This window comes from Amycolatopsis eburnea (assembly GCF_003937945.1).
Classification (GTDB): Bacteria; Actinomycetota; Actinomycetes; order Mycobacteriales; family Pseudonocardiaceae; genus Amycolatopsis; species Amycolatopsis eburnea.
This window is the reverse complement of record NZ_RSEC01000059.1, coordinates 556417-579192: the sequence shown is the minus strand read 5'-3', so window position 1 is coordinate 579192 and position 22776 is coordinate 556417. Positions and strand designations below refer to the sequence as shown.

General features: G+C 72.3%; 22 protein-coding genes. 5 read left to right on the top strand and 17 right to left on the bottom strand.

The features are described 5' to 3' along the window. Window positions 1-6 precede the first annotated feature (6 nt). The 5 genes from EIY87_RS34795 to EIY87_RS34780 form a co-directional block, all read right to left on the bottom strand. Window positions 7-699 carry an SWIM zinc finger family protein gene (locus tag EIY87_RS34795; protein ID WP_125314138.1) on the bottom strand — a complete coding sequence of 231 codons (693 nt, stop codon included), beginning with the start codon at window positions 697-699 and terminating at the stop codon, window positions 7-9. Continuing rightward, the gene (locus EIY87_RS34790) at window positions 692-3706 is read right to left on the bottom strand and encodes a DEAD/DEAH box helicase (RefSeq protein ID WP_125314137.1); all 3015 of its coding nucleotides are present in this window, start codon (window positions 3704-3706) and stop codon (window positions 692-694) included. The genes EIY87_RS34795 and EIY87_RS34790 overlap by 8 nt, the downstream gene beginning before the upstream one ends. 58 nt (window positions 3707-3764) lie before the next feature. Further along, window positions 3765-4595: an SDR family NAD(P)-dependent oxidoreductase gene (locus EIY87_RS34785; RefSeq protein WP_125314136.1), complete on the bottom strand. Its 831-nt coding sequence runs from the start codon at window positions 4593-4595 to the stop codon at window positions 3765-3767. A gap of 91 nt (window positions 4596-4686) precedes the next feature. Beyond that, the gene (locus EIY87_RS49045; RefSeq protein ID WP_263855648.1) at window positions 4687-4809 is read right to left on the bottom strand and encodes a hypothetical protein; all 123 of its coding nucleotides are present in this window, start codon (window positions 4807-4809) and stop codon (window positions 4687-4689) included. A gap of 366 nt (window positions 4810-5175) precedes the next feature. Continuing rightward, entirely contained in the window at window positions 5176-6198 is a 1023-nt protein-coding gene (locus EIY87_RS34780) for a ferritin-like domain-containing protein (RefSeq protein ID WP_125314135.1), read from the bottom strand. 153 nt (window positions 6199-6351) lie between these two features. Here EIY87_RS34780 and EIY87_RS34775 point away from each other — a divergent pair, with 153 nt between their 5' ends. The 3 genes from EIY87_RS34775 to EIY87_RS34765 are packed head-to-tail and all read left to right on the top strand — an operon-like array spanning window position 6352 to window position 8459. Beyond that, window positions 6352-7110 carry an SDR family oxidoreductase gene (locus EIY87_RS34775; protein ID WP_125314134.1) on the top strand — a complete coding sequence of 253 codons (759 nt, stop codon included), beginning with the start codon at window positions 6352-6354 and terminating at the stop codon, window positions 7108-7110. 58 nt (window positions 7111-7168) lie between these two features. Further along, window positions 7169-8077 (top strand): sigma-70 family RNA polymerase sigma factor, encoded by a 909-nt coding sequence (locus EIY87_RS34770; protein WP_125314133.1) that lies wholly within the window; start codon window positions 7169-7171, stop codon window positions 8075-8077. A gap of 19 nt (window positions 8078-8096) precedes the next feature. Further along, the gene (locus EIY87_RS34765; protein WP_125314132.1) at window positions 8097-8459 is read left to right on the top strand and encodes a sigma-70 family RNA polymerase sigma factor family protein; all 363 of its coding nucleotides are present in this window, start codon (window positions 8097-8099) and stop codon (window positions 8457-8459) included. A 32-nt stretch (window positions 8460-8491) separates the two neighbouring features. On the opposite strand, the gene EIY87_RS34760 is transcribed toward EIY87_RS34765, so the two are convergent. The 12 genes from EIY87_RS34760 to EIY87_RS34705 form a co-directional block, all read right to left on the bottom strand. Further along, complete coding sequence (locus EIY87_RS34760; RefSeq protein WP_125314131.1) at window positions 8492-9226, bottom strand: SDR family oxidoreductase; 735 nt, start codon at window positions 9224-9226, stop codon at window positions 8492-8494. Further along, complete coding sequence (locus EIY87_RS34755; RefSeq protein WP_125314130.1) at window positions 9223-9591, bottom strand: cupin domain-containing protein; 369 nt, start codon at window positions 9589-9591, stop codon at window positions 9223-9225. Before EIY87_RS34755 ends, EIY87_RS34760 begins: the two co-directional genes overlap by 4 nt. Window positions 9592-9663: 72 nt before the next feature. Continuing rightward, window positions 9664-11031 carry an alpha/beta hydrolase family protein gene (locus EIY87_RS34750; protein WP_125314129.1) on the bottom strand — a complete coding sequence of 456 codons (1368 nt, stop codon included), beginning with the start codon at window positions 11029-11031 and terminating at the stop codon, window positions 9664-9666. Window positions 11032-11044: 13 nt separating this feature from the next. Beyond that, a complete protein-coding gene (locus EIY87_RS34745) occupies window positions 11045-11977 on the bottom strand; it encodes a poly(ethylene terephthalate) hydrolase family protein (protein ID WP_125314128.1) in 933 nt (310 codons plus the stop codon). A gap of 11 nt (window positions 11978-11988) precedes the next feature. After that, window positions 11989-12897 (bottom strand): transporter substrate-binding domain-containing protein, encoded by a 909-nt coding sequence (locus EIY87_RS34740; RefSeq protein ID WP_225440219.1) that lies wholly within the window; start codon window positions 12895-12897, stop codon window positions 11989-11991. A gap of 19 nt (window positions 12898-12916) precedes the next feature. Further along, the gene (locus EIY87_RS34735; protein WP_125314127.1) at window positions 12917-14140 is read right to left on the bottom strand and encodes a 2-hydroxyacyl-CoA dehydratase family protein; all 1224 of its coding nucleotides are present in this window, start codon (window positions 14138-14140) and stop codon (window positions 12917-12919) included. Continuing rightward, window positions 14137-15144 (bottom strand): 2-hydroxyacyl-CoA dehydratase family protein, encoded by a 1008-nt coding sequence (locus EIY87_RS34730; RefSeq protein WP_125314126.1) that lies wholly within the window; start codon window positions 15142-15144, stop codon window positions 14137-14139. The genes EIY87_RS34735 and EIY87_RS34730 overlap by 4 nt, the downstream gene beginning before the upstream one ends. Continuing rightward, window positions 15141-16379: a CaiB/BaiF CoA transferase family protein gene (locus EIY87_RS34725; RefSeq protein ID WP_125314125.1), complete on the bottom strand. Its 1239-nt coding sequence runs from the start codon at window positions 16377-16379 to the stop codon at window positions 15141-15143. Before EIY87_RS34725 ends, EIY87_RS34730 begins: the two co-directional genes overlap by 4 nt. Beyond that, complete coding sequence (locus EIY87_RS34720; protein ID WP_125314124.1) at window positions 16376-17515, bottom strand: CapA family protein; 1140 nt, start codon at window positions 17513-17515, stop codon at window positions 16376-16378. The genes EIY87_RS34725 and EIY87_RS34720 overlap by 4 nt, the downstream gene beginning before the upstream one ends. After that, on the bottom strand, window positions 17512-18297 hold the full coding sequence (locus EIY87_RS34715; protein ID WP_125314123.1) for an amino acid ABC transporter ATP-binding protein: 786 nt from the start codon (window positions 18295-18297) through the stop codon (window positions 17512-17514). Before EIY87_RS34715 ends, EIY87_RS34720 begins: the two co-directional genes overlap by 4 nt. Further along, window positions 18294-19169 (bottom strand): amino acid ABC transporter permease, encoded by an 876-nt coding sequence (locus EIY87_RS34710; protein ID WP_191984377.1) that lies wholly within the window; start codon window positions 19167-19169, stop codon window positions 18294-18296. Before EIY87_RS34710 ends, EIY87_RS34715 begins: the two co-directional genes overlap by 4 nt. Next, window positions 19166-20083, bottom strand: a complete 918-nt coding sequence (locus EIY87_RS34705; protein ID WP_125314122.1) for a transporter substrate-binding domain-containing protein — start codon at window positions 20081-20083, stop codon at window positions 19166-19168. The genes EIY87_RS34710 and EIY87_RS34705 overlap by 4 nt, the downstream gene beginning before the upstream one ends. Before the next feature lie 120 nt (window positions 20084-20203). Between EIY87_RS34705 and EIY87_RS34700 the strand changes: the two genes are divergently transcribed. Next, window positions 20204-21217: a PaaX family transcriptional regulator gene (locus EIY87_RS34700; protein ID WP_125314121.1), complete on the top strand. Its 1014-nt coding sequence runs from the start codon at window positions 20204-20206 to the stop codon at window positions 21215-21217. 109 nt (window positions 21218-21326) lie between these two features. Then, a complete protein-coding gene (locus EIY87_RS34695) occupies window positions 21327-22709 on the top strand; it encodes an endo-1,4-beta-xylanase (protein WP_125314120.1) in 1383 nt (460 codons plus the stop codon). The last annotated feature ends 67 nt before the right edge of the window (window positions 22710-22776 follow it).

Genomic DNA, 22776 nt, shown 5'->3' with positions numbered 1-22776 from the left:
GATGGGTCACGGAAGCCGCTCGGTGAGGGCCCGGTACGCCGGCCGGAGCAGCTCGACGACGTCCTCGCCGAGCGCGAACGGTGGTGCTTGCTCCAGCACCGCGTCGAACGCCGTTCGAGGAGCGCCCAAGCCCGGGACCGGACCGCTGTCGAAGAAGGTGTCCATGACTTCGGTCAGTGCCGGGAACGTGTCGTCCGGGTCGGCGGAAATGAGCCGGTTCTTCAGCTCCTCCAGCACCGCTTCGCGGTCCCGCCCGCGCAGCGCGAGAACCGTGAACGGGTCCTCGCCGACCCGTGCCACCAGCGCGGAGAACACCGCGTTCAGGTGGCCGCACGGCACCTCGGGCGCCGGGCACGTGCAGTCCAGGGATACTTCCCGCGCCGACGACGGGAACAGCGGCAAACGGACCGCTTTGCAGACCTGCTCGACGTCGCGGGGCAGCTCGCCGCCGAGCAGCTGCACCGTGAGCGACGCCTTCGCGGCGAGCGCGTGCGTGATCGCCGCCCACTCCGTCTTCCCGAACGCCGTCAGGCCGATCCGCACCTGGTGGGTCCGGTCGTCGCGCACCTCCGCGTCGACGCGCCCGGCGCCGACCGTCAGGGACACGACGCGCCCCGCCCCGGCGGCGGGCAGCAGGACGCCGACCGCCGTCAGCGCGCGGAGGAACCGGGTCGGCCACCACCGGAGCGGTTCAGTCATCGAGCGCGTCCTCCCCCAGCGTGAGCATGCCGCGCAGCACGTCCGTGGACAGTTCGGTGAGCCAGTTGTCGCCCTCGCCCACGACCATGCCCGCGAGCGCGCGCTTCTTGGTGATCAAGGTGTCGATGCGTTCCTCGATGGTGCCCGGGCACAGGAACTTCCGGACCTGGACCCGGCGGCCCTGCCCGATCCGGAACGCCCGGTCGGTGGCCTGGTTCTCCACCGCCGGGTTCCACCAGCGGTCCAGGTGCAGGACCTGGCTGGCGGCGGTCAGCGTGAGCCCGGAACCGCCCGCTTTGAGCGACAGCACCAGGATCCGCGGGCCGTCGCCGGACTGGAAGCGGTCCACGATCGCGTCTCGCGCGCCTTTCGCCAGGCTCCCGTGCAGGAACGCGACTTCGGTGCCGAGCCGGTCCGCCAGGTGGGGCACGAGCAGGTGGCCGAACTCGGTGTACTGCGTGAAGCACAGCGTCCGGTCGCCCGCGGCCAGGATCTCCGCCAGTACCTCTTCGAGGCGGCTGACCTTGCCCGAGCGGCGCCCGATCGGGGACCCGTCGTGCAGCAGGTGCGCGGGGTGGTTGCAAACCTGCTTGAGCTTCGTGATCGCGGCGAGGACGTTGCCGCGGCGCTTGATGCCCTGGCTGTTCTCGATCTTCTGCATCATCTCTTCGACGATGGCGCGGTACAGCGTGCCCTGTTCGCGGGTGAGCCGGTACTCCTGCCGGATTTCGATCTTCTCCGGCAGCTCGGGCACGATCACGGGGTCCGTCTTCACCCGGCGCAGCAGGTACGGCCCCGTGATCCTGCGCAGCACGGCGGCCGTTTCGGTGTCGCCCCGGCGCTCGATCGGGACGGCGAACCGTTGCCGGAACTCGAACCGGCTGCCCAGCAACCCGGGGTTCAGCAGGTCCAGCACCGACCACAGGTCCGCCAGCCGGTTTTCCACCGGGGTGCCGGTCAGCGCGAGCCGGTGCGCGGCCGTGAACCGCCGCACCGCCTTGGCCGTCGCCGTGTCGGCGTTCTTGATCGCGTGCGCTTCGTCGAGGACCAGGCGCCGCCAGGTGACCGTCTCGAGTTCGCCGGCGTCACGCGCGGCGGTCGCGTAGGTCGTGACGACGAGGTCGGCCGCGGCCACCCGCTCGGCGAACGCGGTCCCGTGCAGGCGGTCACTGCCGTGGTGGGCGTGGACCCGCAGGCCGGGTGCGAAGTTCGCTGCCTCGCGCTGCCACATGCCGACCAGCGACATCGGGCACAGCACCAACGTCGGCGGGTGCTCGCCGCCCGCCCGCTCGAGTGCCTCGAGCGCCAGCGTCTGGACGGTCTTCCCGAGACCCATGTCGTCAGCCAGGCACGCGCCCAGCCCGAGCGAGGACATGAACGCCAGCCAGGCGACGCCCCGCTGCTGGTACGGGCGCAGCGCGGCGCGGAACGACGGCGGCAGCTCGACCGGCCGCAGCGCCTGGTGGACCCGCCCGGCCAGGACGTCGCCCACCCAGCCTTCGGCGCGGACGTCGGTGACCGGAAGCGGCGTCTCCCGCGTGAGCTGGACCAGTTCGAGCAGTTCGGCGGCGGAGGGGCGCCGGTGCGGGTCGCGGCGGAGGTACTCTAGGCCGGCGCGGAGCCGGTCCGGATCGACGCTGATCCAGCGGCCCCGCAGCCGTACCAGCGGGGTCTTCGCCGCCACGAGCCTGGCCAGCTCTTCCTCGCCGATTTCGTCGTCGCCCACCGCGAGCGACCAGCGGAACGCGGCCAGCTCGTCGCGGCCGACCCGGCTGCGGGTGACGACCTGCTCGGACGGCGTGCTGCTGACCGACAGCCGCAGCGCGAGCCGGCGCCTGCCGTCCCACGTGGCCGGGAGCTGCACCTCGAACCCGGCCTCGACGAGCCGGTTCGCGCCGGTGGTGAGGAACTGTTCGGCTTCCTCGACGGTCAGGTCGTGCTCGGCAGGCCGCGTCCGGCGCACGGCGGGCGCCAGCACCGGCTCGACCAGCGCGGCACGGCCCAGCTCGGCGAGCAGCAGCCCCTTCGGGTCGCGGACCAGGCCGTTCGCCTCCCCGGACCAGATCTGCCCCGCCGACAGCAGCAGGCTCGGATCGGCCGTCGACCGCAGGAGGAACTGCAGCTGCCACTTGGTGCCGTCCCCGGTCTGGTCGTCCGGATCGTCCTCGGCGGGCCGGCGCAGGGTGCCGACTTCGGCCAGCCGGAAACACGCCCGGCCGTCGACGACGTCGGTGTCGGCGACGCCGTCCCACTTCGCGACGGCGTCGGCCAGCACGCCGAGTTCGTCCAGCGGCAGCTCGACCCGGGGATCGCCGCCCGCCAGCGCGGACAGCCACACGCCGGCCGCGCCCCGGCCCCCGCGCAGGTCGACGGGCGGCTCCGCCCGGGCCAGCCGGTCCCGGACCGCCGCGTCGACGAGGGCGTGGAGGGCGTCGGTGACGAGCGCGCGCGGCGAGGCCCCGGTGAGCGGCGCGATCTCCTCGGCCCGCCCGACCGGCGGCATGGCCTCGACCAGCGCGTCGAACGCGACGACGTCCACGCCCTGGAGCACCGGGCGCCACCGGGCCTCCGCCGCGTCACCCCGGCGAAGCAGCGTCGGCAGCACGCGCCCGCGCCGCACCAGGTCCACGGCCAGACCGGCCACCGCCCGCAGGTAGGTGACCGAAGTGCCGTAGCCGGCGGAGTCGTCGAGGTCGTCCAGCTCGGCCACGTCCACGACCAGGGCCGGGACCGACCACGGCCGCAGCGTGGGCGCGGCCCCGCGCCGCCTGGCGCCCGAGGTCAGCTCGGCGGCGGCGAACGGCCGGTTCGCCCGCGACGGCAGCAGCAAGGTCACCGACGTGGGCTTGCCGGGGTGCAGCGCGGTCAGGCTCGCGCTGGAGACCGCGAACGGGTGCGAGCGCGCGAGCCGCGCCGGACGGCTCGACGGGCCGGCCGCGACCCGGTCGTGCTCCGCCCAGAGCAGCAGACCCCGGCCCGGCGACCACAGGGCGTGCACCAACGGCAAGGTCCGAGGCTCCTTCGTTCGGGTCCGGGTTCTCCCCAGATCGTCGCACGGCGCCCCGTCACCGCCAGGGCAGCACCGCGCCGTCGCGGACCAGCTCGCCGTACTGGGCGGGGTCGAGGGGCGCCGACACGAGGTCCAGCAGCACCGCCGCCGCCTGGGCGGGGCTCGGCGCGTCGCGCACGTCCCACCACAGCGCCGACGTCGGCGTGTTCATCATCCCCGGGCAGACGGCGGCGAGCAGGATCCCGCGCGCCAGGTCGGTGTCCCGCCGGCCGGCGGCGAGCGCGCGCACGGCGGCGACCTGGCCGATCTTGGACGGGATGTTGACGAACCCCGGCCAGTCACCCCCGCGCGCGCTGCCGTCCTCGACCGCGTCGCGCCAGGCGGCCACCTGCTTGTCCACTTCGTCCAAAGAGGACAGTTCGGCGAACCGGTCGTGCAGCGCCGGCGCCAGGTGCCGCAACGTGCCGAACGAGCTGGCCACGACGAGGAACCGGCCGCCGTCCCGCAGCAGCGGCGCGAACGCCCGCAGCAACCGGGTGGTGCCGAAGTTGTTCACCTCGGCGTACTCCGCGACGATCGCGCGGGGGTCGTCGTCGGGCCCGACCCGCATGACGGCGTTGCCGACCACGACGTCGACCCCGCCGTGCCGGCCCGCCAGCACTCCGGCGAGCCGGGCCGCCGCGTGCGGATCGGCGACGTCGAGGACCTCACCGCGGAAGCGGGCACCCCCGGCGGGCAGGGCCTCGACGGCTTGCGCGACGCGCCCGGCGTCGCGGCCGGTGAGGTAGACGGTGTCCTCGGCGGACCAGCGCCGGGCGAGCCCTTCGACGAGAGCCAGGCCGAGGCCCTGGGTGGCCCCGGTGACGAGGGCGGCTTTCGGTGTCATGACCCCACGCTAGGTGCGGGCTGGTCATGCGAAAAGTGAAATGTCAGCAGATCAGGTATGCGGAAAGGTCATGCCTCGGCAGGCGCGCGGATCAAGCCGGGTGGCGGACCTGCCGGGTCGACGGGTCGTAGCGGACCAGGCCGTACCGACCCGCCGGCTCGACGATGCGCGGGCCCGCTTCGGCGGCCCGGGACAGACCCATGCAGAGGATCACCCGGCGCTCCGTGGCGTCCGGGCTCGTGTTCCACGGCGAGTCGTCGGCGTCGGCGAGATCCTCGAGACGCGGGTAGTGCTTGACCAGCTCCGCGGCGAATTCGAGGGCCCGGCGGCCGGCGACGTCGCGTTGTCGTCGCCGTCGGCCAGCCGCTCGAAGATGTCCCCGGCTTGCTCGGCGGTTACCGGGTTGGGTTCAGCCCACAGGTAAAGGTCGTAGCTCACGAGGGCGAAGCCTAGAGTCGCGGCACATCGCTGACGTCTTGAATGAGTCATTCAGGTCTTCGGAGGTCCTGAATGACTCATTCAAGACACCGCAGCCCCACCCGGTGCGACTTTGCCCAACCCCGAGGGTGCAGCCTGGGCCTCAGTTCCGCCGCTCCGGCGGCACGTACTCGAACGTCGGGCCCGCGGTCGTCGTCCCGTCGCCGGTGGGCAGCTTCATCAGCGCCAGTGCCTGCTTGCGGAGGGCGAACATCGTGCCGACGGCGGCCATCATCCCGTTCGGGCTGCCGGTGAACGCCTCCTCCAGCTGGAAGAGCAGCAGGCTGTACGTCTGGTTGAACTCCTCCTGCGCGACCCGGATCGGGCTGCCCGATGGGTAATCAGCCGTCCGCGGGTTGGGCCGCATCGGCAGCACGCCGTCGAGGTCGACCGCGATCTCCTCGCCGGTCGGGCCCGACTGCGGTGTGTCGCCGGTCCGGTAGCGGCGGCCCAGCTTCAGCTCCTGGAACCGGTAGTAGTGCGCGACCTCTTCGCGCTCGGGGTGGAAGACGTCGCGGTCGCCGTCCCACACGTCGGTGCGCGCGGCGCCTTCGCCCTGCTCGACGATCTCCGCCAGCGCGGCCAAGGCGGACTTCAGGTCGTGGACCGGCAGCACCTCGCCACCGCCGCCGCGGAGGTGGAGCTCGCCGATCTGGCGGGCCGGGTCGCCGGTGAACACCCGCTCCTCACCCAGTTCGTCGCACAGCGTGCGCAGCCCCTGCTCGATCGCGGCGTAGAACTGCCCGATCGTGCGGTACTCGTCGTCCTGCGGTGGCGCGTCGGCCGACGCCGGCTGCTCGATGCGCAGGAACAGCTCCAGCGCCTCGGGGCCGAACGGGGCCAGGTGGACGTGCACCGACCGGTCGCCGTGGGGCAGCGGGTGCGGGTACGGCGGCAGCAGGTCCGGCGTGTCGAGCTTCGGCGAACCGCCGACGGCGTTGAGCAGGTTCGCGGCCAGCGCCAGGTGGATCATCTCCTCGGCGAGGACCGTGCCCACGACCTGGGTGGCTTCGGGGTTGCGGGCCGCGTCCAGCGAGTACAGCGCGCACAGGTAGGGCGGGATCGTCGCGTGCTCGAGTTCGATCGCCCACTGCAGGTGGCGGCGGAGATCGTCGATCGTGTCCATGCGGTGCTCCGGTTCCTCGGGTCGGTGTCGCGAGCCAAGACCGGACGCCGCCGCGGTTTGTGACACGCCCGCTGTCACAAACCCCGCGCCCGTCCGGTCCTTGCTGGCGAACGACGTCCCGGAGCGGCCGGGACGCGGGAGGAGAGGCACCCCATGAAGATCGTCGTGATCGGCGGCAGCGGGCTGATCGGCTCGAAGCTCGTCCGGAAGCTGACCGCACACGGGCACGAAGCGGTCCCCGCGTCCCCCGAATCGGGCGTGAACACGCTGACCGGCGAGGGACTGGCCGAGGTGCTCGCGGGCGCCCAGGTCCTGGTCGACGTCTCGAACTCGCCGTCGTTCGCCGATGACGCCGTGCTGGAGTTCTTCCGCACCTCCACCGGGAACCTGCTCGCCGCCGGGGAGCGGGCCGGGGTGGGGCACCACGTCGCGTTGTCGGTCGTCGGCACCGGGCGGCTCGCCGAAAGCGGCTACTTCCGCGCGAAGATCGCGCAGGAGAAGCTCATCGAGGAGTCCGGGCGGCCGTACTCGATCGTGCACGCCACGCAGTTCTTCGAGTTCGTGGGCAGCATCGCGCAGGCGGCGACCGAGGGGAACACCGTGCGCCTGTCGGACGCGCGCATCCAGCCGATGGCGGCCGAAGACGTGGCCACCGCGGTCGGCCGGGTCGCCACGGGCGCGCCGCTGAACGGCACCGTCGAGGTGGCCGGTCCCGAGCAGTTCGGGCTGGACGAGCTGATCCGCACCGGGCTGGCCTTCCGCGGCGACCCCCGCGAGGTCGTCACCGACCCGGACGCGCGCTACTTCGGCGCCCTGCTGGACAAGGACATGCTCCTGCCCGGCCCCGGCGCGCGGCTGGCCGCCACCCGGTTCGCCGACTGGCTCCCGCTCAACCCGCCGCCGTCGAAGTGACGGGGCCCCGGGTACCGGTCTCGTAGAGTGGGTCCGGGCGACGACGAGGGGACGTGGGGTGGCGGATTCCGGGGTGGGTGCCGAACTCGGCGGCGCGGACGGGCTCGAGGCGGCCACGGCGGTCTTCACGCGGCTGCGGCCGCGCCTGTTCGGGATCGCCTACCGCATGCTCAGCAGCGCCACCGAGGCCGAGGACCTGGTGCAGGAGGTCTGGCTGCGGTGGCAGGCGTACGACCGGTCCACAGTGGCCAGTCCGGAAGCCTTCCTCGCCACCACCACGACCCGGCTGGCCATCAACGTCCTGCAGTCGGCGCGGAAGCGGCGGGAGACCTACATCGGGCCGTGGCTGCCCGAACCGGTCGACACCGCCGCCGATCCGTACCTCGGCGCCGAGCGCGGGGAGGCACTGGAGTTCGCGGCCCTGCTGCTGATGGAGAAGCTCACCCCCGGCGAACGCGCGGCCTACGTGCTCCGGGAGGCCTTCGACTACTCCTACGCGGAAATCGCCGGCATCCTCTCCTCGACCGAGGCCGGGGTGCGCCAGCTGGTCAGCCGGGCCCGCAAGCACCTCAAGGGCGAACGGCACGCGTCGGTGCCCCCGGCCGAGCAGCGGGAACTGCTGGCCACGTTCCTCGCCGCCGCGCGGTCCGGTGACATGGCCGAGCTGGAGCGGCTCTTCACGCCGGACGTCACCAGCCTCTCCGACGGCAACGGCCGGAAGGGCATCGCCCGCACGCCGCTCGTCGGCGCGGCGCGGGTGGCGAAGTTCCTGCACGCGATCTCGACCTGGTTCTGGGCCGACGTCGAAGTGCGGTGGGCGACCACGAACGGGCAGACGTCCGCCGTGCTCCTCCAGAACGGCGTCGAGTACGGCCTGCTCACCGTCAGCGCCACCGCCGAGGGCATCGATCAGCTGCTGTGGCTGGTCAACCCCGAGAAGAACAAGGCGGTGCCGGCCCCGGCCTGACCGCCGGCGGGAGGAATCCGTGCTCGACCCGCAGGACGCGACCGTGCGCCGGTTCGCCGCGGCGTGCCGCCGCCGGGACGGTGCCGCGCTCGAAGCCGTCCTCGGCGACGACGCGGTCGCGACGTGCGACGGCGGCGGCCTGGTGCCCGCGCCGGGATCCGTGCGCGGCGCGGCGGCGGTCGCCCGGCTGGTGATCGGGATCGTGGCCGCGCGAGCGGGTGCCGAGCTGACCGTCGAGTCCGTCAACGGCCGCGCCGGGCTCGCCCTGCGCCACGCCTCCCGCGCGGTCGCGGTCATCGGCGCCGAGACCGCCGGAGCGCGGATCACCACGCTCTGGATCGTGCTCAACCCGGCCAAGCTGACCGCCTGGCACCGCGGTTGACCGGGCCCGCCGCCGGGCGGGCCCGGTCCCGTTCACCGCGCCAGCCACTCCCGGTAGGTGGTCTTCGCGATGACGGCACCGTCCCCGGCGATCAGGGCATCGCCGGACGCGGCCGCGAACAGCCCGGCCTGGTCGTCGGTCACGACGGGACGCCGGTCACCCTGGGCGGCCAGGGTGATCCGGCCCAGCTCGTCGAGGGCGAACACCTCCGGCCCGGCGACGTTCCGGATCCCCCGCAACGGCGCGCCCGTGCTGACGTCGGCGACCGCCTGGGCGACGTCGTCGGCGGCGATGGGCTGGATGCGCGTCGCGGGCAGGCGGACGGTGTTCACGTCGGACGTCCAGGACATCGTCGCGGCCATGAACTCGAAGAACTGCGTGGCCCGCACGATCGAGTACGGCACCGGCCCGGCCTCGAGGATGTTCTCCTGCAGCACCTTGGCGCGGTAGTAGACCAGGTCCGGCACCCGGTCGGCGCCCACGATCGACAGGATGACCGCGTGCCCGACCCCGGCCGCGGCCGCCGCCTCGAGCAGGTTGTCCATGGTCGTCCGGAAGAACGCGGGCGAGGCGTCGTCGAACGTCGGCGAGTTCGTCAGGTTGACGACCACGTCGGCGCCCGCGAGTGCCTCGGCCAGGCCCTTCCCGCTGAGCAGGTCCAGCCCGGTGGACGGCGAGTGCGGGACGGCTTCGTGCCCGTTCGCGGTCAGGATCTTCACGACGCGGGAGCCGATGAGCCCGGTCCCGCCGATGACGGCGATCTTCACTTCCGCGACCATCCCTTCGCGCGCAGCTCGTCCTCGCTCACGAGGTCGACCATAGGCTTGCCCGGTTCGCACAGCATGGTGACGGTAAACCGGACCGGGACGTCGTCGCGGTTGTTGCCGTCCTGGTAGTGGATGACGTCGCCACCCGGCTCCCAGAACGCCTCGCCGGCCCGGACGACCCGCGGCGGCTCGCCTTCGAGCTCGAACACCATCTCGCCCTCCAGCACGTAGCCGAAGGCCGGTCCGGGGTGGCGGTGCGGCGGCGTGCCGGGGTCGCCCGGCGGGTACTCGATGACGATCGTCATCGCGTGCGCCCCCTCCGGGACGAAAGGCGGTTTCGCCTCCTGGAGCACGGTCAAGGACATGGGAAGACCTCCTAGACGGACGGGTACACCCGCTAGGACCGCGCAGCCGCGCGATCTGTGACTCCCCGGCCGTCACCCGGTGGGGTACATCCGGTTGAACCGCGGCGGCTCGTACGGCAGGTAGCGTCCCGGCGTACCGTCGGCGGCCGCCGAGAGCCGGTTCATCGTCGGGGGCGCGGTGTCCGGCCAGTGCCCGGTCCGCAGGCGGGTCAGCACCTGGTCGATCGCCGCCTGCTGTTCGCCGGTCGTGTAGGTGCAGTGCCCGGCGGTCTGCACGTACGTCTGCCGCAGCAGCGACGCGTTCCCCGCCCGGGCGGCCAGCGTGCCGTACGACTGCTGCTGGGCGACGGTCGAGATCTGGTCACCGGTGCCGTTGACCGTGAGGACCGGGATCCGCAGGTCGCCGGTGAACACGATGCCCCGTTCGAGGTAGCGGACGGCGGCGGGATCGGCGGCGACGCGGGGTTCGGCGGCGAGCCGGCCGAGGTCGGCACGCAGGTCGAGCCCGGCCTGCGCGTACAGCCGGCGGACGGCGTTCTGCTGTTCCGGCGCCGCCGCCGAGAGCTGGCGCGCGTAGTCGATCCCGGTGTTCCACGACGGGTTGCCGCCGGCCAGCTGCTCGATCGCGCGGCGGCTGCTCACCGCCTGCCCGAGGTACGGCAGCGGACCGCCCGCGAGCGCCAGGTACATCCCCTGCTCGACGCCGTCGGCGTCGCGGCCGTCCGGGACCGGCGTCGTCGTGCCGTCGGCGGCCAGGCCCCAGCCCGGCACCTGGCCGATCGCCGCCGCGAGCGCGATCCGCGCCCGGCCCGCCGGCGTGGCCTGCGCCGACGTCATCGCCGACAGCCACTGCTGCTGGGTGCCCGGGACGTCGGCGGGGATGCCGGTGACCGGCAGCGCGGTGTCGCGGAACAGCAGGGTCTTGAGCGTGAAGACGGTGTCCAGCTTCTGGTTCCACTGCCCCACCGCGCCGCCGAGGCCGCCGCACATCGGGACGGCCGCGTCGAACCGGTCGGGGTGCACCTGGGCGACCCCGGCGGCGACCATGCCACCCATCGAGCGGCCCTCGGCGATCGCGTACCGCGCCGGGCCGAAGGCGCTTTCGAACCGGCCGAGCGCCTCGGCCTGGTTGTCGATGGCCTGCGAGATGTGCCAGCCGGTGACGGTGCGCGTGGTGCCACCGACCGCGTACCCGTGCTTCAGGAGGCTCGCGGTCAGCGCGCTCGACAGCCCGCCCGCGGCGAAGTCGAGGTCCACCAGCACGGTTCCGTTCCACCCGGACGGCTTGGCGAAGGCGTACGGCGTGCCGTCGGCCAGCTGCCCGTCCGCGCACGTCGCCGTGGCGGGGCAGGACGGGCCGGCGTCGGCCGCGTGGGCGGTGGCGGGCAGGCCGGCGGCCAGGACGGTGGCCACGGCGAGCAACGTCGTTCTGGTACCCATTCGTGCGCTCCTGTCAGAAGTTCTTGGCGGTGACGGTCCAGCCCGGCGTGGCGCAGAGACCGCAGCCCGCGCCGAGGAAGTAGCCGCGCGCGGTCCGGTTGCCGTTGAGGGTGAAGTCGAACCAGTTGACGAGCACGCGCACCGCTTCTTCGCGGACGCTCGGGTCGGGATTGCCGTCGCGCTGGCCGTAGACGAACCCGGTGTGCCCGGCGGCGGGGTTGGTCGCCCGGACCGCGGGGACGGTGACGAGGTCGTAGTTGGCGCCGCTGTTCGGGTAGGCGACGTCGGTGGGGCCGCCGTCGGCGAACAGGACCGGCGTGTGCAGCTTTCGCAGGTTCTCCCGGCCGTAGCCGAGGGTGCCGTCGGCGAAGAACCCGCTGTCGAGCGACAGCACCGACTTCACGCGCGGGTCCGCACCGGCGACGAGGGCCTCGATGCCGCCGCAGGAGTGACCGGCGGCGCCCACCCGGTGGGTGTCGAGCTTGTCCCGCAGTTCGCTCCCCCGGCGCTCGTTCTCCCGTTCCGCCCAGGTGATCGCGTCGGTGATCACCGCCGGCTCCGGGCTGCCGTTCTCGGTCAGCGCGGGCTCGTCGAACCCGCCGACGGCCACGACGACGAACCCGTGCGCGGCCAGCAGCGTCTCCAGCGTGAGCAGTTCGTCGTTGCTGGTGTGGCGGCACGCGCCGTTGCCGAAGACCACGACCGGCAGGCGCCCGCGCACCCGGTCCGGGTCGGCGGGCCGGTAGACGGTGTACTCGGCGGCGTAGTCCCCGGTCCTCGCGGCGGCTTCGCGGACCACCGGGTGGAACACCGTGGCCGCGGGCGGTGCGGGCGGCGCCGCGGTGTCCGCCTCGGGCTCGGAGGGACCGGGCACGAACGCGGCGGTCACCGCGACGAGTACGGTCACGGCGGCGACGAGCGCCGGTTTGAGCACTGCCTTTCGCATCGGAAGTCCTTTCATCGTGGGGTGGCCGCGTTGAAGACCGGCTTCGGCACCGCGACCTGGTTGAGGCCCCAGCGGGACATGATCCCGACGTAGGTGCCGTTCTCGAACAGCTCCTCGAACGCCTTCTGCAGCACCGGGCCCAAACCGGACGACTTGGTGACGTACAAGGCGAGATCGTCCTTGGTCGCGCCCTGCGCTTCGGTCTGCGTGACGTACTTGTTCCCGCCCTGCCGCTGGATGACGTCGATCGCCGCCGCTTCGGTCATCCCCGCGGCGTCCGCGCGGCCCGAGCGGGTGGCCAGCAGCGTGGCGTTCGTGTCGTCGAGGCCGACCGCTTGTGTGGCCTTCCGCTTGGTGTCCGTGCAGAACCGGGACAGCTTGTTCAGCTGCTCCTCGACGACGCTGGCCGTCACCACCGCGATGCGCTTGCCGCAGAGGTCTTCGACCCGCCCGATCCCGGCCGTCGAATCGGTGGGGAACACGTAGGCGGTGCGGGTGGTCATCCAGGTGATCGTGTCGAACTGCTTCTCGCGCTCCGCGGTCGCTTTGACCGGGCCGTTGAACGCGTCGTACCGGTTGGCCTGCATACCCTGCAATGCGGCCGGGAGCCCGGCGACAACAATGGTCCGCGTCCTGACCCCGAGGACCTGGCCGAGCGCGGCCTGGAAGTCGGCGTCGATCCCGGTGACCGTGCCGTCCGGCGCGATCGTGCGGTACGGCGGGTGGGAGTCACCGGCGAACCGGAGCTCACCGGAATCCTTGACCGCCTGCGGCAGCGCGTCGTGCAGGGACTGCACCACCGGGAGGTTCGTCCCGGTGGCCAGGCCCGGGGAGCCACCACCCACCGTGCACCCGGCCAGCCCGAAGGCGGCCGCCGCGAGGATCGCACTCCGGCTTCGGCGGCGAAGTGAAGATCGCACAGGACTCCTTTGTGGAGGGTCAGGTCAGTCCGTCGAGCCACGCGGTCATCCGCGCGGTCAGCCCGTCGCCCGTGCGGGCGTCGACGTTGTCGGCGTGCAGCTCCAGCACCGGGATCCCCGCCGCGCGCAACGCCCGCGTCGTGAAGTAGCTGCCGCGGGCGTCGTCGGACACCAGGTGCACCACCCCGTCGACGCCGTGGTGGCGGGCTTCCTTCACGTACCACTCCGCGGACCACGGCGGCGTGTACAGCTGGTCGCCGAACGCGGCGAAGCGAGCTGCCAAGGCACGCAGCGGGTCGTCGCCGTAGCGCAGGTAGCCGTCGGCGGCGATGGCGAGGTACATCGACCACACGAAGACCGCGCCGTGCGACTCCTGGAACCGGCGGTAGAAGTCGAGGTCGAACCACAGCCCGCGGCCGATCCACATCAGCCGCAGCCGCTCGTCCGGGCACACCGCGACCCCGGCGTCGATCCGGTCGCGGACCTCGTCGTGGAACGCGCGGGCCGCGTCTCGCGCCCATTCCGTGCCGCGGTGCCACTGGGGGACCATGACGCTGGGGATGCCGTCGGTGACGGCGATCGGGCACGGCCGGGCCGCCGCGATCAGGTCGCGGGTGCGTCGGTTCCACTCCTGCTGCTCGTTGACCAGGTCCAGCACCGCGCGGAAGCGCGTCTCGGAGAACACCCGGCCGGTGGTCTGCTCCAGGAACCGGATCAGCCCGGTCAGCTCGCCGGTCAGCAGGTCGAGCCGGTCGCTGCCGATCGCCTCCTCCCAGCGGTGCGGCATCAGCTCCCACCACCGCTCCGGGACCTCGTTCTCCGCCGCGCTTTCCAAGGCGTAGTACGTAACGCCGGGTTGGGCATCCCAGACGTCGAAGATCTTCCGCGACGCGTCCCCGGTCGTCTCGCCGAGCACGATCGACGGCTTCGGCAGCCCGCCCCACGGCGCCTGGCCGGGATCGTCCTCGAACGCCGAAGCCAGCGAAGTCGCGCTGTACTGCTCGATGTAGTCCGGGTAACCGCGTTCGCGCAGCAGGCCGAGGTAGCGCTGGGTCTGGCGCTTGGCGGCGACGATCGAGGCCCACCACTGGTTGACCACGTACGGGATCCCCATCGCCCGGAAGATCTCCTGCGGCGCGTCCGCGTTGACCAGCGCCAGCGGGCCACCCTCGTCCCGCAGCTGGGCGAACCACTCGCGCTGGTAGGCGGTCGCGGTGGTCGCCGACGCCAGCCGGGCCGTCATGCGACTGCCGCCGGAACCAGCGCCGCCAGCGCTTCGGGGGTCAGCTCGCCGTACGGCTGCCGCTCGGCCAGTACCGCCGCCAGCCCGGTCGCGGCCCGCTGCTCCGGGAAGTCCCACGGCGGCGCGTCGTCGTGGACGCGGGCGTAGGACAGCAGGACCTCCGCGCCGCACGCCCGGGCGGCCGCGGCGGTGTGCGCGGCGCGCTGCCGGATGGACGCGCGGGGCGCGGCCGGGCCGTTGTGCTGGTACCGCTCGGCCAGCGCGAGTTCCGTCGGCGCCGCGCAGGTGCGGGCGAAGAGCAGCTCACCCCAGTCGTGGTCCTCCCCCACGACGAGGAAACCGTTGCGCTCCAGCGTTTCGTACACCGCCGGCGTGTCGTGGGAACTCCCGGTGAGGAACAGCCGTGTCCCTTCGGTTTCGCCGGGGTCGGCCAGCGCGCGCTCCACGAGGGCGCCGGCTTCGGCGACCGGCATCGTGGTGGTCGCGGCGACGGTTTCGAGGAACCGCGTGCCGCTCAGCCGGTTCGCCCGCCGGAGGGCGACGAGCCGGCCGAGCGACCGGCGCAGGGTGTCGTGCGCGGTGATGGCCGCGGCGAGGTCGTCGTCGCCGATGGGCCGCCAGCGCCCGAGCCATTCGCGCAGCTGCGCGATCTTCGCGTGGACGTACCGGGTGGTCGTGTGGTGCGGCAGGTGCAGCACGTCCACCAGCCGCACCGGCGGCAGTCCCAGCGCCGGTTCGACGCGGTGCAGCTCCCGCAAGGCGTAGAACAGGCGCAGCGACGCCTCACAGTCGCGCGAGACGACGATGGCTTCGAGCGGGCCGTAGTCCCCGGTCAGGATCCGCGACAGGATCGACCGCGCGACCGGGTCGACGCCGCGGCCGAGGTAGCGGTCGCCGAGCGCGCTGTCACGGCCGGGCTTCCCGGTCAGCCGCAGGGGCCGCAGGCCCGCCGCGGTGATGAGCTCGACCGGCACGTCCGCGCCGACGTAGCCGACGGTGCTCAAATGACCGCCTCCGACACCAGCTCCGCCAGCTGCTCTTCGGTGTAGCCGAGCAGCTCGCGGTAGACGTGCTCGTTGTGCTCCCCCAGCCCCGGCGCGGGCCGGTCGAGGGCGACGCGGGCGCCGGAGAAGCAGATCGGCACCCCGGTGCCCGCCAGGTCGGCGACGTCCCCGTGGCGCGGGTGCCGCAGCGGCACGACTTCCTCGCGCGCCAGGACCAGCGGGTCCCGGATGGCGTCGCGTGGCTCCCGGACCTCGGCCGCGGGCACGCCTTCGGCGGTGAACGCGGCGAGGATCTCGGCCAGCGGCCGCACCCGGCACCACTCGCGGATGATCCCGTGCAGCTCGTCGGCCGCGCGGACCCGCTGGTCCCGCGTGCGGTACCGGTCGTCCTCGGCCAGCTCCGGCCGGCCGATCGCCCGGAGCACGCCGTGGGCGAAGGCGTCGGTCGGCGCGCACAGGGCGAGGTACCCGTCCAGCGCCGGCAGGATCCCGAACGGCGCCAGCCGCGGCACCATCGACCCGGTGCGCTGCGGCAGGCCGACCGCGTCGAAGGCGTCGAACGGCTCGCACGCGACCAGCGACGTCAGCGCGCCGAGCATCGACACGTCCACGTGCTGACCCTCGCCGGTGTGCTCGGCCTGCAGCAGCGCGGACACCGTGCCGACCACGGCGAACAGCGGCGCCAGCAGGTCCCCGATCGGCAGCCCGAAGCGGACCGGGCCCTCGTCAGGTTCGCCGGCCGTCATCATGACCCCGCTCAAGGCCTGGATGATCGAATCCATCGCCTTGCCGGACCCCGGCCCGCCCTGGGCGCCGAACCCGCTGATCGAGGTGTAGACGAGCCGCGGGTTGAGCTCCTTGACCCGGTCGTAGGAGATGCCGAGCCGGTCGGTGACGCCCGGGCTGTAGTTCTCGACGAGCACATCGGCGTCGCGGACCAGATCGGTGAACACCTTGCGGGACCGCGGGTTCTTCAGGTCCAGGGTGACGCTGAGCTTGTTGCGCCCGCGCAGCAGCATCGACACCGACAGGTCGTCCTCGTGCCGCCGGGCGAGGTTCAGCCCGTCGCGGCCGACGTACGGCGCGTTGTTGCGCGACGAATCCCCGCCGGTGGCCGGGTTTTCCACCTTGATCACGGTGGCCCCGAGCCCGGCGAGCAGCAACGTGGCGTACGGCCCGGCGAGCGCGGTGGTCAGGTCGATGACGGTGCGGCCGGCCAATGGCTGGTCGGTCATGCGGGAACCCCCTCGGTGAGATCGACGAGCACTTCGGTGCCGCGGGTGGTGAACCGGCCGTTGAGGTTCGCGCCGCGGGTGATGTCCTCGACGTACTTCGCCACGGCCTCGCCCTCCGGCGTGCCGCCGACCGGGACCGGACGGCCCTGGTCGTCGATCCAGCACGGGACGAACCCGGCTTCGCGCAGCCCGGTCCCGTCGAAGCGGCAGAAGGCGATGGCGGTGTTGCGGCTTTCGGGGTGGAACGGGAAGAACGGCATGTCCGGGTCCGGCGCGAAGCCGTACAGCTTCGTCCGCCGCTCGGCCCACGCGCGCAGCTCGTCCGCGCCCACACCTGCCCCCGGGGTGAGGGCGTGGGTGACGGTGGCGAAGTTGCCGAGGCCGTGGAAGATCGGCCGTCCTCTGTGGACCTCGATGCCACGCATGATGTGCGGGTGGTGCGAGAACACCGCGTCGGCACCGGCGTCGATCGCCGCACGCGCGACCGGGCGCTCGTACATCGCGACCTCGACCGGGGTGTGCCCGACGCCCTTGTGCAGCGCCACCAGCACGACATCGGCCTCCGCACGCAGGCGGCGGACGTCGTCGGCCATCGCCTCCAGGCTGTCCGGGTCGGCGAAGGTGTAGATCTTCGGCGGACCGCCCGGGCTCGCGTGGTCCAGCTCGTAGTGGGTGAGGACGTGGACGTACGCGCACCCGGGCTTGCGTGAGGTGGCCCAGGACTCGCGCGGGCCGACGCAGTTGTACGACAGCACGCCGATGCGCAGCCCACGCCGTTCGACGACCGCCGGCCGCCGGGCCTGCGCGAGGTCCGGCCCGGCACCGGTGGTCAGCAGGCCCGCCGCGCGGGAGTAGGCGATGGTGTCGGCCAGTCCCCCGTCGCCGGCGTCCATGACGTGGTTGCCCGCCAGGGTGACCACCTCGAACCCGGCCCCGGCCACCGCCTTCAGCGCCGCGGGGTCCGCGGGCGGGGCCGGGACGTCGGTGCTGTGCTGCACCGCCGTGGTCGAGTGCGGGACCTCGACGTGGCCGATGGCCAGGTCCATCCCCTTGAGCACCGGCGCGGCCGGGGCGAGGAAGAACTCCGGGTCGGGCTCGTCCAGGATGAGGTCGCCGACGGCGCCGACAGTGATCACGAGACACCTTCCTTTTCGGACAGATGGCGGGACAGGAAGGCGCGCAGCCGGTCGGTCCGCGGCCGGGTGAACAGCTCGGCCGGCGGGCCCTCCTCGACGATCCGGCCCGCTTCCATGAACACGCACCGGTCGGCGACCTCGCGCGCGAACGCCATTTCGTGGGTCACCACGACCATCGTGGTGCCCGCCGCGGCGAGGCTCCGCAGCACGGCCAGCACTTCGTCGACCAGCTCCGGGTCGAGGGCGCTGGTCGGCTCGTCGAACAGCATGATCCGCGGCCGGACCAGCACCGCGCGGGCGATGGCGACGCGCTGCTGCTGCCCGCCCGAGAGCTGGCGCGGGTAGTGGTCCTCGCGCCCGGCGAGGCCGATGCGCTCCAGCAGTTCCCGGGCCTCCTGCTCCACAGTGGACCGATCACGGCCGTGGACGCGGATCGCCGCGTCGGTCACGTTGCGCAGCACGGTGAACTGCGGGAAGAGGTTGAACTGCTGGAAGACCATGCTCATCCGGCGGCGCTGGGCGGCGATCCGCCGCTCGGTCAGCGGGCGCAAGCCGCCCGGCGACCGGCGGTGGCCCAGCAGCTCGCCGTCGAGGTACATCGCGCCGCCGTCGATCGGCTCGAGCTGGTGGGCGCAGCGGACGAGCGTCGACTTGCCGGACCCCGACGGCCCGATCACCACGACCGCCTCGCCTTCGCGCACGTCGAGGCTGACCCCGGCCAGCGCGGTCACCGCGCCGAACTCCTTGCGGACGTCGCTGATCCGCAGCACCGGCGCGCTCATCGGGCACTCCGGTGACCTCGGGAGAACCGCCGTTCCAGCCGCCGCTGCCCGGCGGTGAGGAGGGTGACGACGACCAGGTACCAGAAGCAGGCGACCAGCAGCATCGGCACGATCTCGTAGGTGCGGTTGTAGATCACCTGCACCGAGTGCAGCAGGTCCGACATCGCGATGACCGACACGAGGGCCGTTCCCTTGAGCACGTTGATGAACTGGCTGCCCGCGGGCGGGATGATCACGCGCATCGCCTGCGGCAGCACGATCCGCAGCAGCGTCTGGCCCGGCGGGTAGCCCATCGCGCGGGCCGCGTCGCGCTGGCCGGGGTCGACCGACGACACCCCGGCGCGGAAGATCTCCGCCAGGTAGGCCGACTCGACGAGCGACAGCCCGATCACCGCGGCGGTCAGCGGCGTGATCACGGTGTTGGCGTCCCACGTCCCGAACACCGGGCCGAACGGGATGCCGATCGACAGCTTGGGCAGCAGGTAGGCGAGGTTGAACCAGAAGATCAGCTGCACCAGCGGCGGGATGCCGCGGAACAGGCCCACCCACAGCGTCGCCACCCACCGCGCGGGCGCGAACCCGCTCAGCTGCATCGCCGCGACCACCCCGCCGGCCAGCGACCCGAGCACCATCGCCGCGACCGCGAGCAGCACCGTGGTGCCCAGGCCCGCCATGACGCTCTTCTCGAACAGGTACTTGACGACGACGTCCCACTGGAACCGGGAGTTGCCGGCCAGGAAGACGACCAGCTGGGCGGCCAGCACCGCCAGCACGAGCACGAACAGCCAGCGCAGCGGGCGGAAGCGGCCGCGGGCGACGGCGACGTCGTCGCGGGCGGGCGTCGTCTCCTCCACAGTGGACACCGCGGTCATTTCGCCGACGCCGCGTCGAAGATCGGCGCCGGGACCGTGACGTCCTGCAGGCCCCACTGCTTCATGATCCGGGCGTAGGTGCCGTTGCGGAACAGCTCCTCGAACGCCTTCTGCAGCACCGGCCCGAGCTTGCCCGCCTTCGGCGTGTACAGCGCGAGGTTGTCCTTCGTGGCGCCCTGTTCCTCGGTCTGCGTCACGTATTCGTACTGCCCCTTCTGCTGGGTGGTGACGTCGATCGCCGCGGCCTGGGTCATCCCGGCGGCTTCGGCGCGGCCGGACTTCGCGGCCAGCAGGGTGGCGTTCGTGTCGTCGAGCCCGACCACCTGCACCGCCGGGCGCTGCTGCTTCTGGCAGAACGCGGACAGCTTGCCGAGCTGGTCTTCCACGACGCTTGCGGTGACCACCGCGACGCGCTTGCCGCACAGGTCGTCCGCCTTCTTGATCCCGGCGGCGGAACCTTCCGGGATCACGTAGGAGGTGCGCGTGGTCATCCACGTGACGGTGTCGAACTGCTTCTCGCGCTCGGCCGTGGCCTTGACCGGCCCGTTGAACGCCTCGTAGCGCCCGCTGAGCATGCCCTGCAGCGCGGCGGGCAGGCCGCTGACGATGGTGGTTTCCGTGCGCACGCCCAGCAGCTGGCCGAGCGCCTGCTGGAAGTCGTGGTCGATGCCGGTCACCGTCTTGCCGTCCGGGCCGACGGTGCGGTACGGCGGGTGCGAGTCGCCGGCGAAGCGGAGGACCCCCGAGTCCTTGACGGCCTGCGGGAGCTGGTCGTGCAGCGCCTGGTCGGTGGTCAGGGCCGCGGCGGTGGGGGCGGAGGCCGCGCCGTCGTCGACCGTGCACCCGGCCAGCGCGAGTCCCGCGGCGACCGCGGTGAGCGTGCTTCGACGCCATTGACGAAGTGAGAAACCCATGTCGGTTACTTCCTGCGGAAGGGCAATAGGTTGCTAATCGGGTGCCGATCGTCGCATGATGTGTCGCATGATTCAAGCCCTCGATGCGGCCGGCCGGACCGCACTGACACCATGGACACCATGGACACCCGCAGTCGGCACGCGATGACGGAGACGCCCTCGGGGCCGCTGCCCCGAGCGCAGCAGGGCGCCGAACCGCAGCTGCTGCTGACGTCCTTGCTCGGCGACTTCTGGTACTGGCGCGACGAGCACATCCCGTCGGCCGCGCTGGTCGAGCTGCTCGGCGAGTTCGACATCACCCCGGCGAGCGCGCGGGCGGCGATCCGCCGCCTGGCCGCCCGCGGCCTGCTGACCGTGTCGCGCAACGGGCGGACGACGGCGTACGGCATCCCCGCCCGCACGTCCGAGGTGATCATCGAGCGCACGCACCGGATGCTGACCTTCGGCACGACCCCGCCCGAGTGGGACGGCCGGTGGACCGTGGTCACCTTTTCCGTGCCCGAGCAGGACCGCGGGCTGCGCACCGCCCTGCGGTCACGGCTGCGGGTCCTGCGCTTCGCCGCGCTCTACGACGGCGTGTGGGTCAGCCCGCACGACCTGACCGGCCCGGCCTTGGCGGCACTGGACGAACTCGGCCTCGGCAGCGCGACGGTCTTCCGCGCCACCGAGGTCCCCGGCTCGGCCCCGGCGGTCACGGCGTTCGACCTCGAGCCGCTCGCCCAGGAGTACGGGCAGTTCGTCGAGCGCTACGAGCAGGTGCTCACCGGACTGGAAGCGGGCCTGATCAGCCCGGCGCAGGCGCTGCGCACCCGGACCGAGCTGCGCGTGGACTGGCGCCGGTTCCCGGAGACCGATCCCGACCTGCCCGCCGAACTGCTGCCCGCGGACTGGGCGCGGGACCGGGCCCAGAAGGTGTTCCTGCAGATCTACGACCGGCTCGGCCCGCTCGCCGAGCTCCGGTTCCGCCAGGTGCTGGCGGCCACGGACCCCGCGCTCGCCGAATTCGCGTCCCACCACGACTCGGTCAAGGTGGCCGCGTTGTTCGCCGGGCTGGGCGACCGCCACCCGGCCGGCGACACGCCGTTCGAGCAGGCCGCCGAAGCGCGCCGCCTGGACGACGCGCGACGGGGGTAAAGGCGGCACTTCGAAAGTCGATCGAAACTCTTTGCGGAGCGTCGATCCACCGTGTTCTTCTGCTGACGGTAAGCAACTTCGTCGACGCGTGCCGTTAAGGAGACCACGGATGGCCAGAAGTTCGTCGGATCCACGCAGCAGATGGTGGCGCTCCCCCGCCACCCGAGCACTGGCCGGGGTCGCCACCGTGGCCGCGACGGCCGCCGTACTGGTGACCGCGCCCGGCGCCGATGCCGCGGCCAGCACCTTGGGGGCGGCGGCCGCGCAGTCCGGCCGGTACTTCGGTACCGCGATCGCCGCGGGCAAGCTCGGGCAGTCGGCCTACACCACGATCGCCGCGCGTGAGTTCAACATGGTCACGCCGGAGAACGAGATGAAGCCCGACGCGACCGAGCCCAACCAGAACCAGTTCAACTTCTCCGCCGGCGACCAGGTCTACAACTGGGCGGTGAGCCACGGCTCGAAGGTCCGCGGCCACACCCTCGCCTGGCACGCCCAGCAGCCGGGCTGGATGCAGAGCATGAGCGGCAGCACGCTGCGCAACGCGATGATCAACCACATCCAGAAGGTGATGGCGCACTACCAAGGCAAGCTCGCCTACTGGGACGTCGTCAACGAAGCCTTCAACGAAGACGGCAGCCGCCGTTCGTCGAACCTCCAGGGCACGGGCAACGACTGGATCGAGGTCGCGTTCAAGACCGCCCGCGCGGCCGACCCGTCGACCAAGCTCTGCTACAACGACTACAACATCGACAACTGGAACTACGGCAAGACCCAGGGCGTGTACCGCATGGTGCAGGACTTCAAGTCCCGCGGCGTCCCGATCGACTGCGTCGGCCTGCAGGCCCACTTCACCGGCGGCAGCTCGGTGCCCAGCAACCTCCAGACGACGATCTCCAGCTTCGCGGCGCTCGGCGTCGACGTGGCGCTGACCGAGGTCGACGTGACGAACGCTTCGACGTCGCAGTACGCGGCGCTGACCCAGGCGTGCATGAACGTCGCGCGCTGCGTCGGCATCACCGTGTGGGGCGTGCGGGACAGCGATTCCTGGCGCTCCAGCGAGAGTCCCCTGCTGTTCGACGGCAACGGGAACAAGAAGGCGGCGTACAACTCGGTGCTGAACGTCCTCAACTCCGGCGGCGGGACGACCACGACACCGACCACGCCGACGAACCCCACGACAACACCGACGAACCCCACGACGACGCCGACCACACCGGGCGGCGGGAGCTGCACGGCCTCGCTGTCGGCGGGGCAGTCGTGGAGTGACCGGTACAACCTCAACGTCTCGGTGAGCGGCGCGAGTTCGTGGACGGTCACGATGACCGTGCCGAGCCCGGCCCGGATCAGCGCGACGTGGAACATCAACGCGACGTGGCCCAGCAGCCAGGTCCTCATCGCGACGCCCAACGGGAACGGCAACAACTGGGGCGTCACCATCATGCACAACGGCAACTGGAACTGGCCCAGCGTCAGCTGCAGCGCTTCCTGAGCCCCACCCGAATGCCGTCAAGGCCACCTTACGGGTGTCTGACGCCCGTAAGGTGGCCTTGACGGCA

Coding starts and splice junctions, on each gene's coding strand:
- EIY87_RS34795 (WP_125314138.1), bottom strand. CDS start 699: ATGACTGAACCGCTCCGGTGGTGGCCGACCCGGTTCCTCCGCGCGCTG.
- EIY87_RS34785 (WP_125314136.1), bottom strand. CDS start 4,595: ATGACACCGAAAGCCGCCCTCGTCACCGGGGCCACCCAGGGCCTCGGC.
- EIY87_RS34780 (WP_125314135.1), bottom strand. CDS start 6,198: ATGGACACGATCGACGATCTCCGCCGCCACCTGCAGTGGGCGATCGAA.
- EIY87_RS34775 (WP_125314134.1), top strand. CDS start 6,352: ATGAAGATCGTCGTGATCGGCGGCAGCGGGCTGATCGGCTCGAAGCTC.
- EIY87_RS34755 (WP_125314130.1), bottom strand. CDS start 9,591: ATGTCCTTGACCGTGCTCCAGGAGGCGAAACCGCCTTTCGTCCCGGAG.
- EIY87_RS34750 (WP_125314129.1), bottom strand. CDS start 11,031: ATGGGTACCAGAACGACGTTGCTCGCCGTGGCCACCGTCCTGGCCGCC.
- EIY87_RS34745 (WP_125314128.1), bottom strand. CDS start 11,977: ATGCGAAAGGCAGTGCTCAAACCGGCGCTCGTCGCCGCCGTGACCGTA.
- EIY87_RS34735 (WP_125314127.1), bottom strand. CDS start 14,140: ATGACGGCCCGGCTGGCGTCGGCGACCACCGCGACCGCCTACCAGCGC.
- EIY87_RS34725 (WP_125314125.1), bottom strand. CDS start 16,379: ATGACCGACCAGCCATTGGCCGGCCGCACCGTCATCGACCTGACCACC.
- EIY87_RS34715 (WP_125314123.1), bottom strand. CDS start 18,297: ATGAGCGCGCCGGTGCTGCGGATCAGCGACGTCCGCAAGGAGTTCGGC.
- EIY87_RS34710 (WP_191984377.1), bottom strand. CDS start 19,169: ATGACCGCGGTGTCCACTGTGGAGGAGACGACGCCCGCCCGCGACGAC.
- EIY87_RS34705 (WP_125314122.1), bottom strand. CDS start 20,083: ATGGGTTTCTCACTTCGTCAATGGCGTCGAAGCACGCTCACCGCGGTC.
- EIY87_RS34700 (WP_125314121.1), top strand. CDS start 20,204: ATGGACACCCGCAGTCGGCACGCGATGACGGAGACGCCCTCGGGGCCG.
- EIY87_RS34695 (WP_125314120.1), top strand. CDS start 21,327: ATGGCCAGAAGTTCGTCGGATCCACGCAGCAGATGGTGGCGCTCCCCC.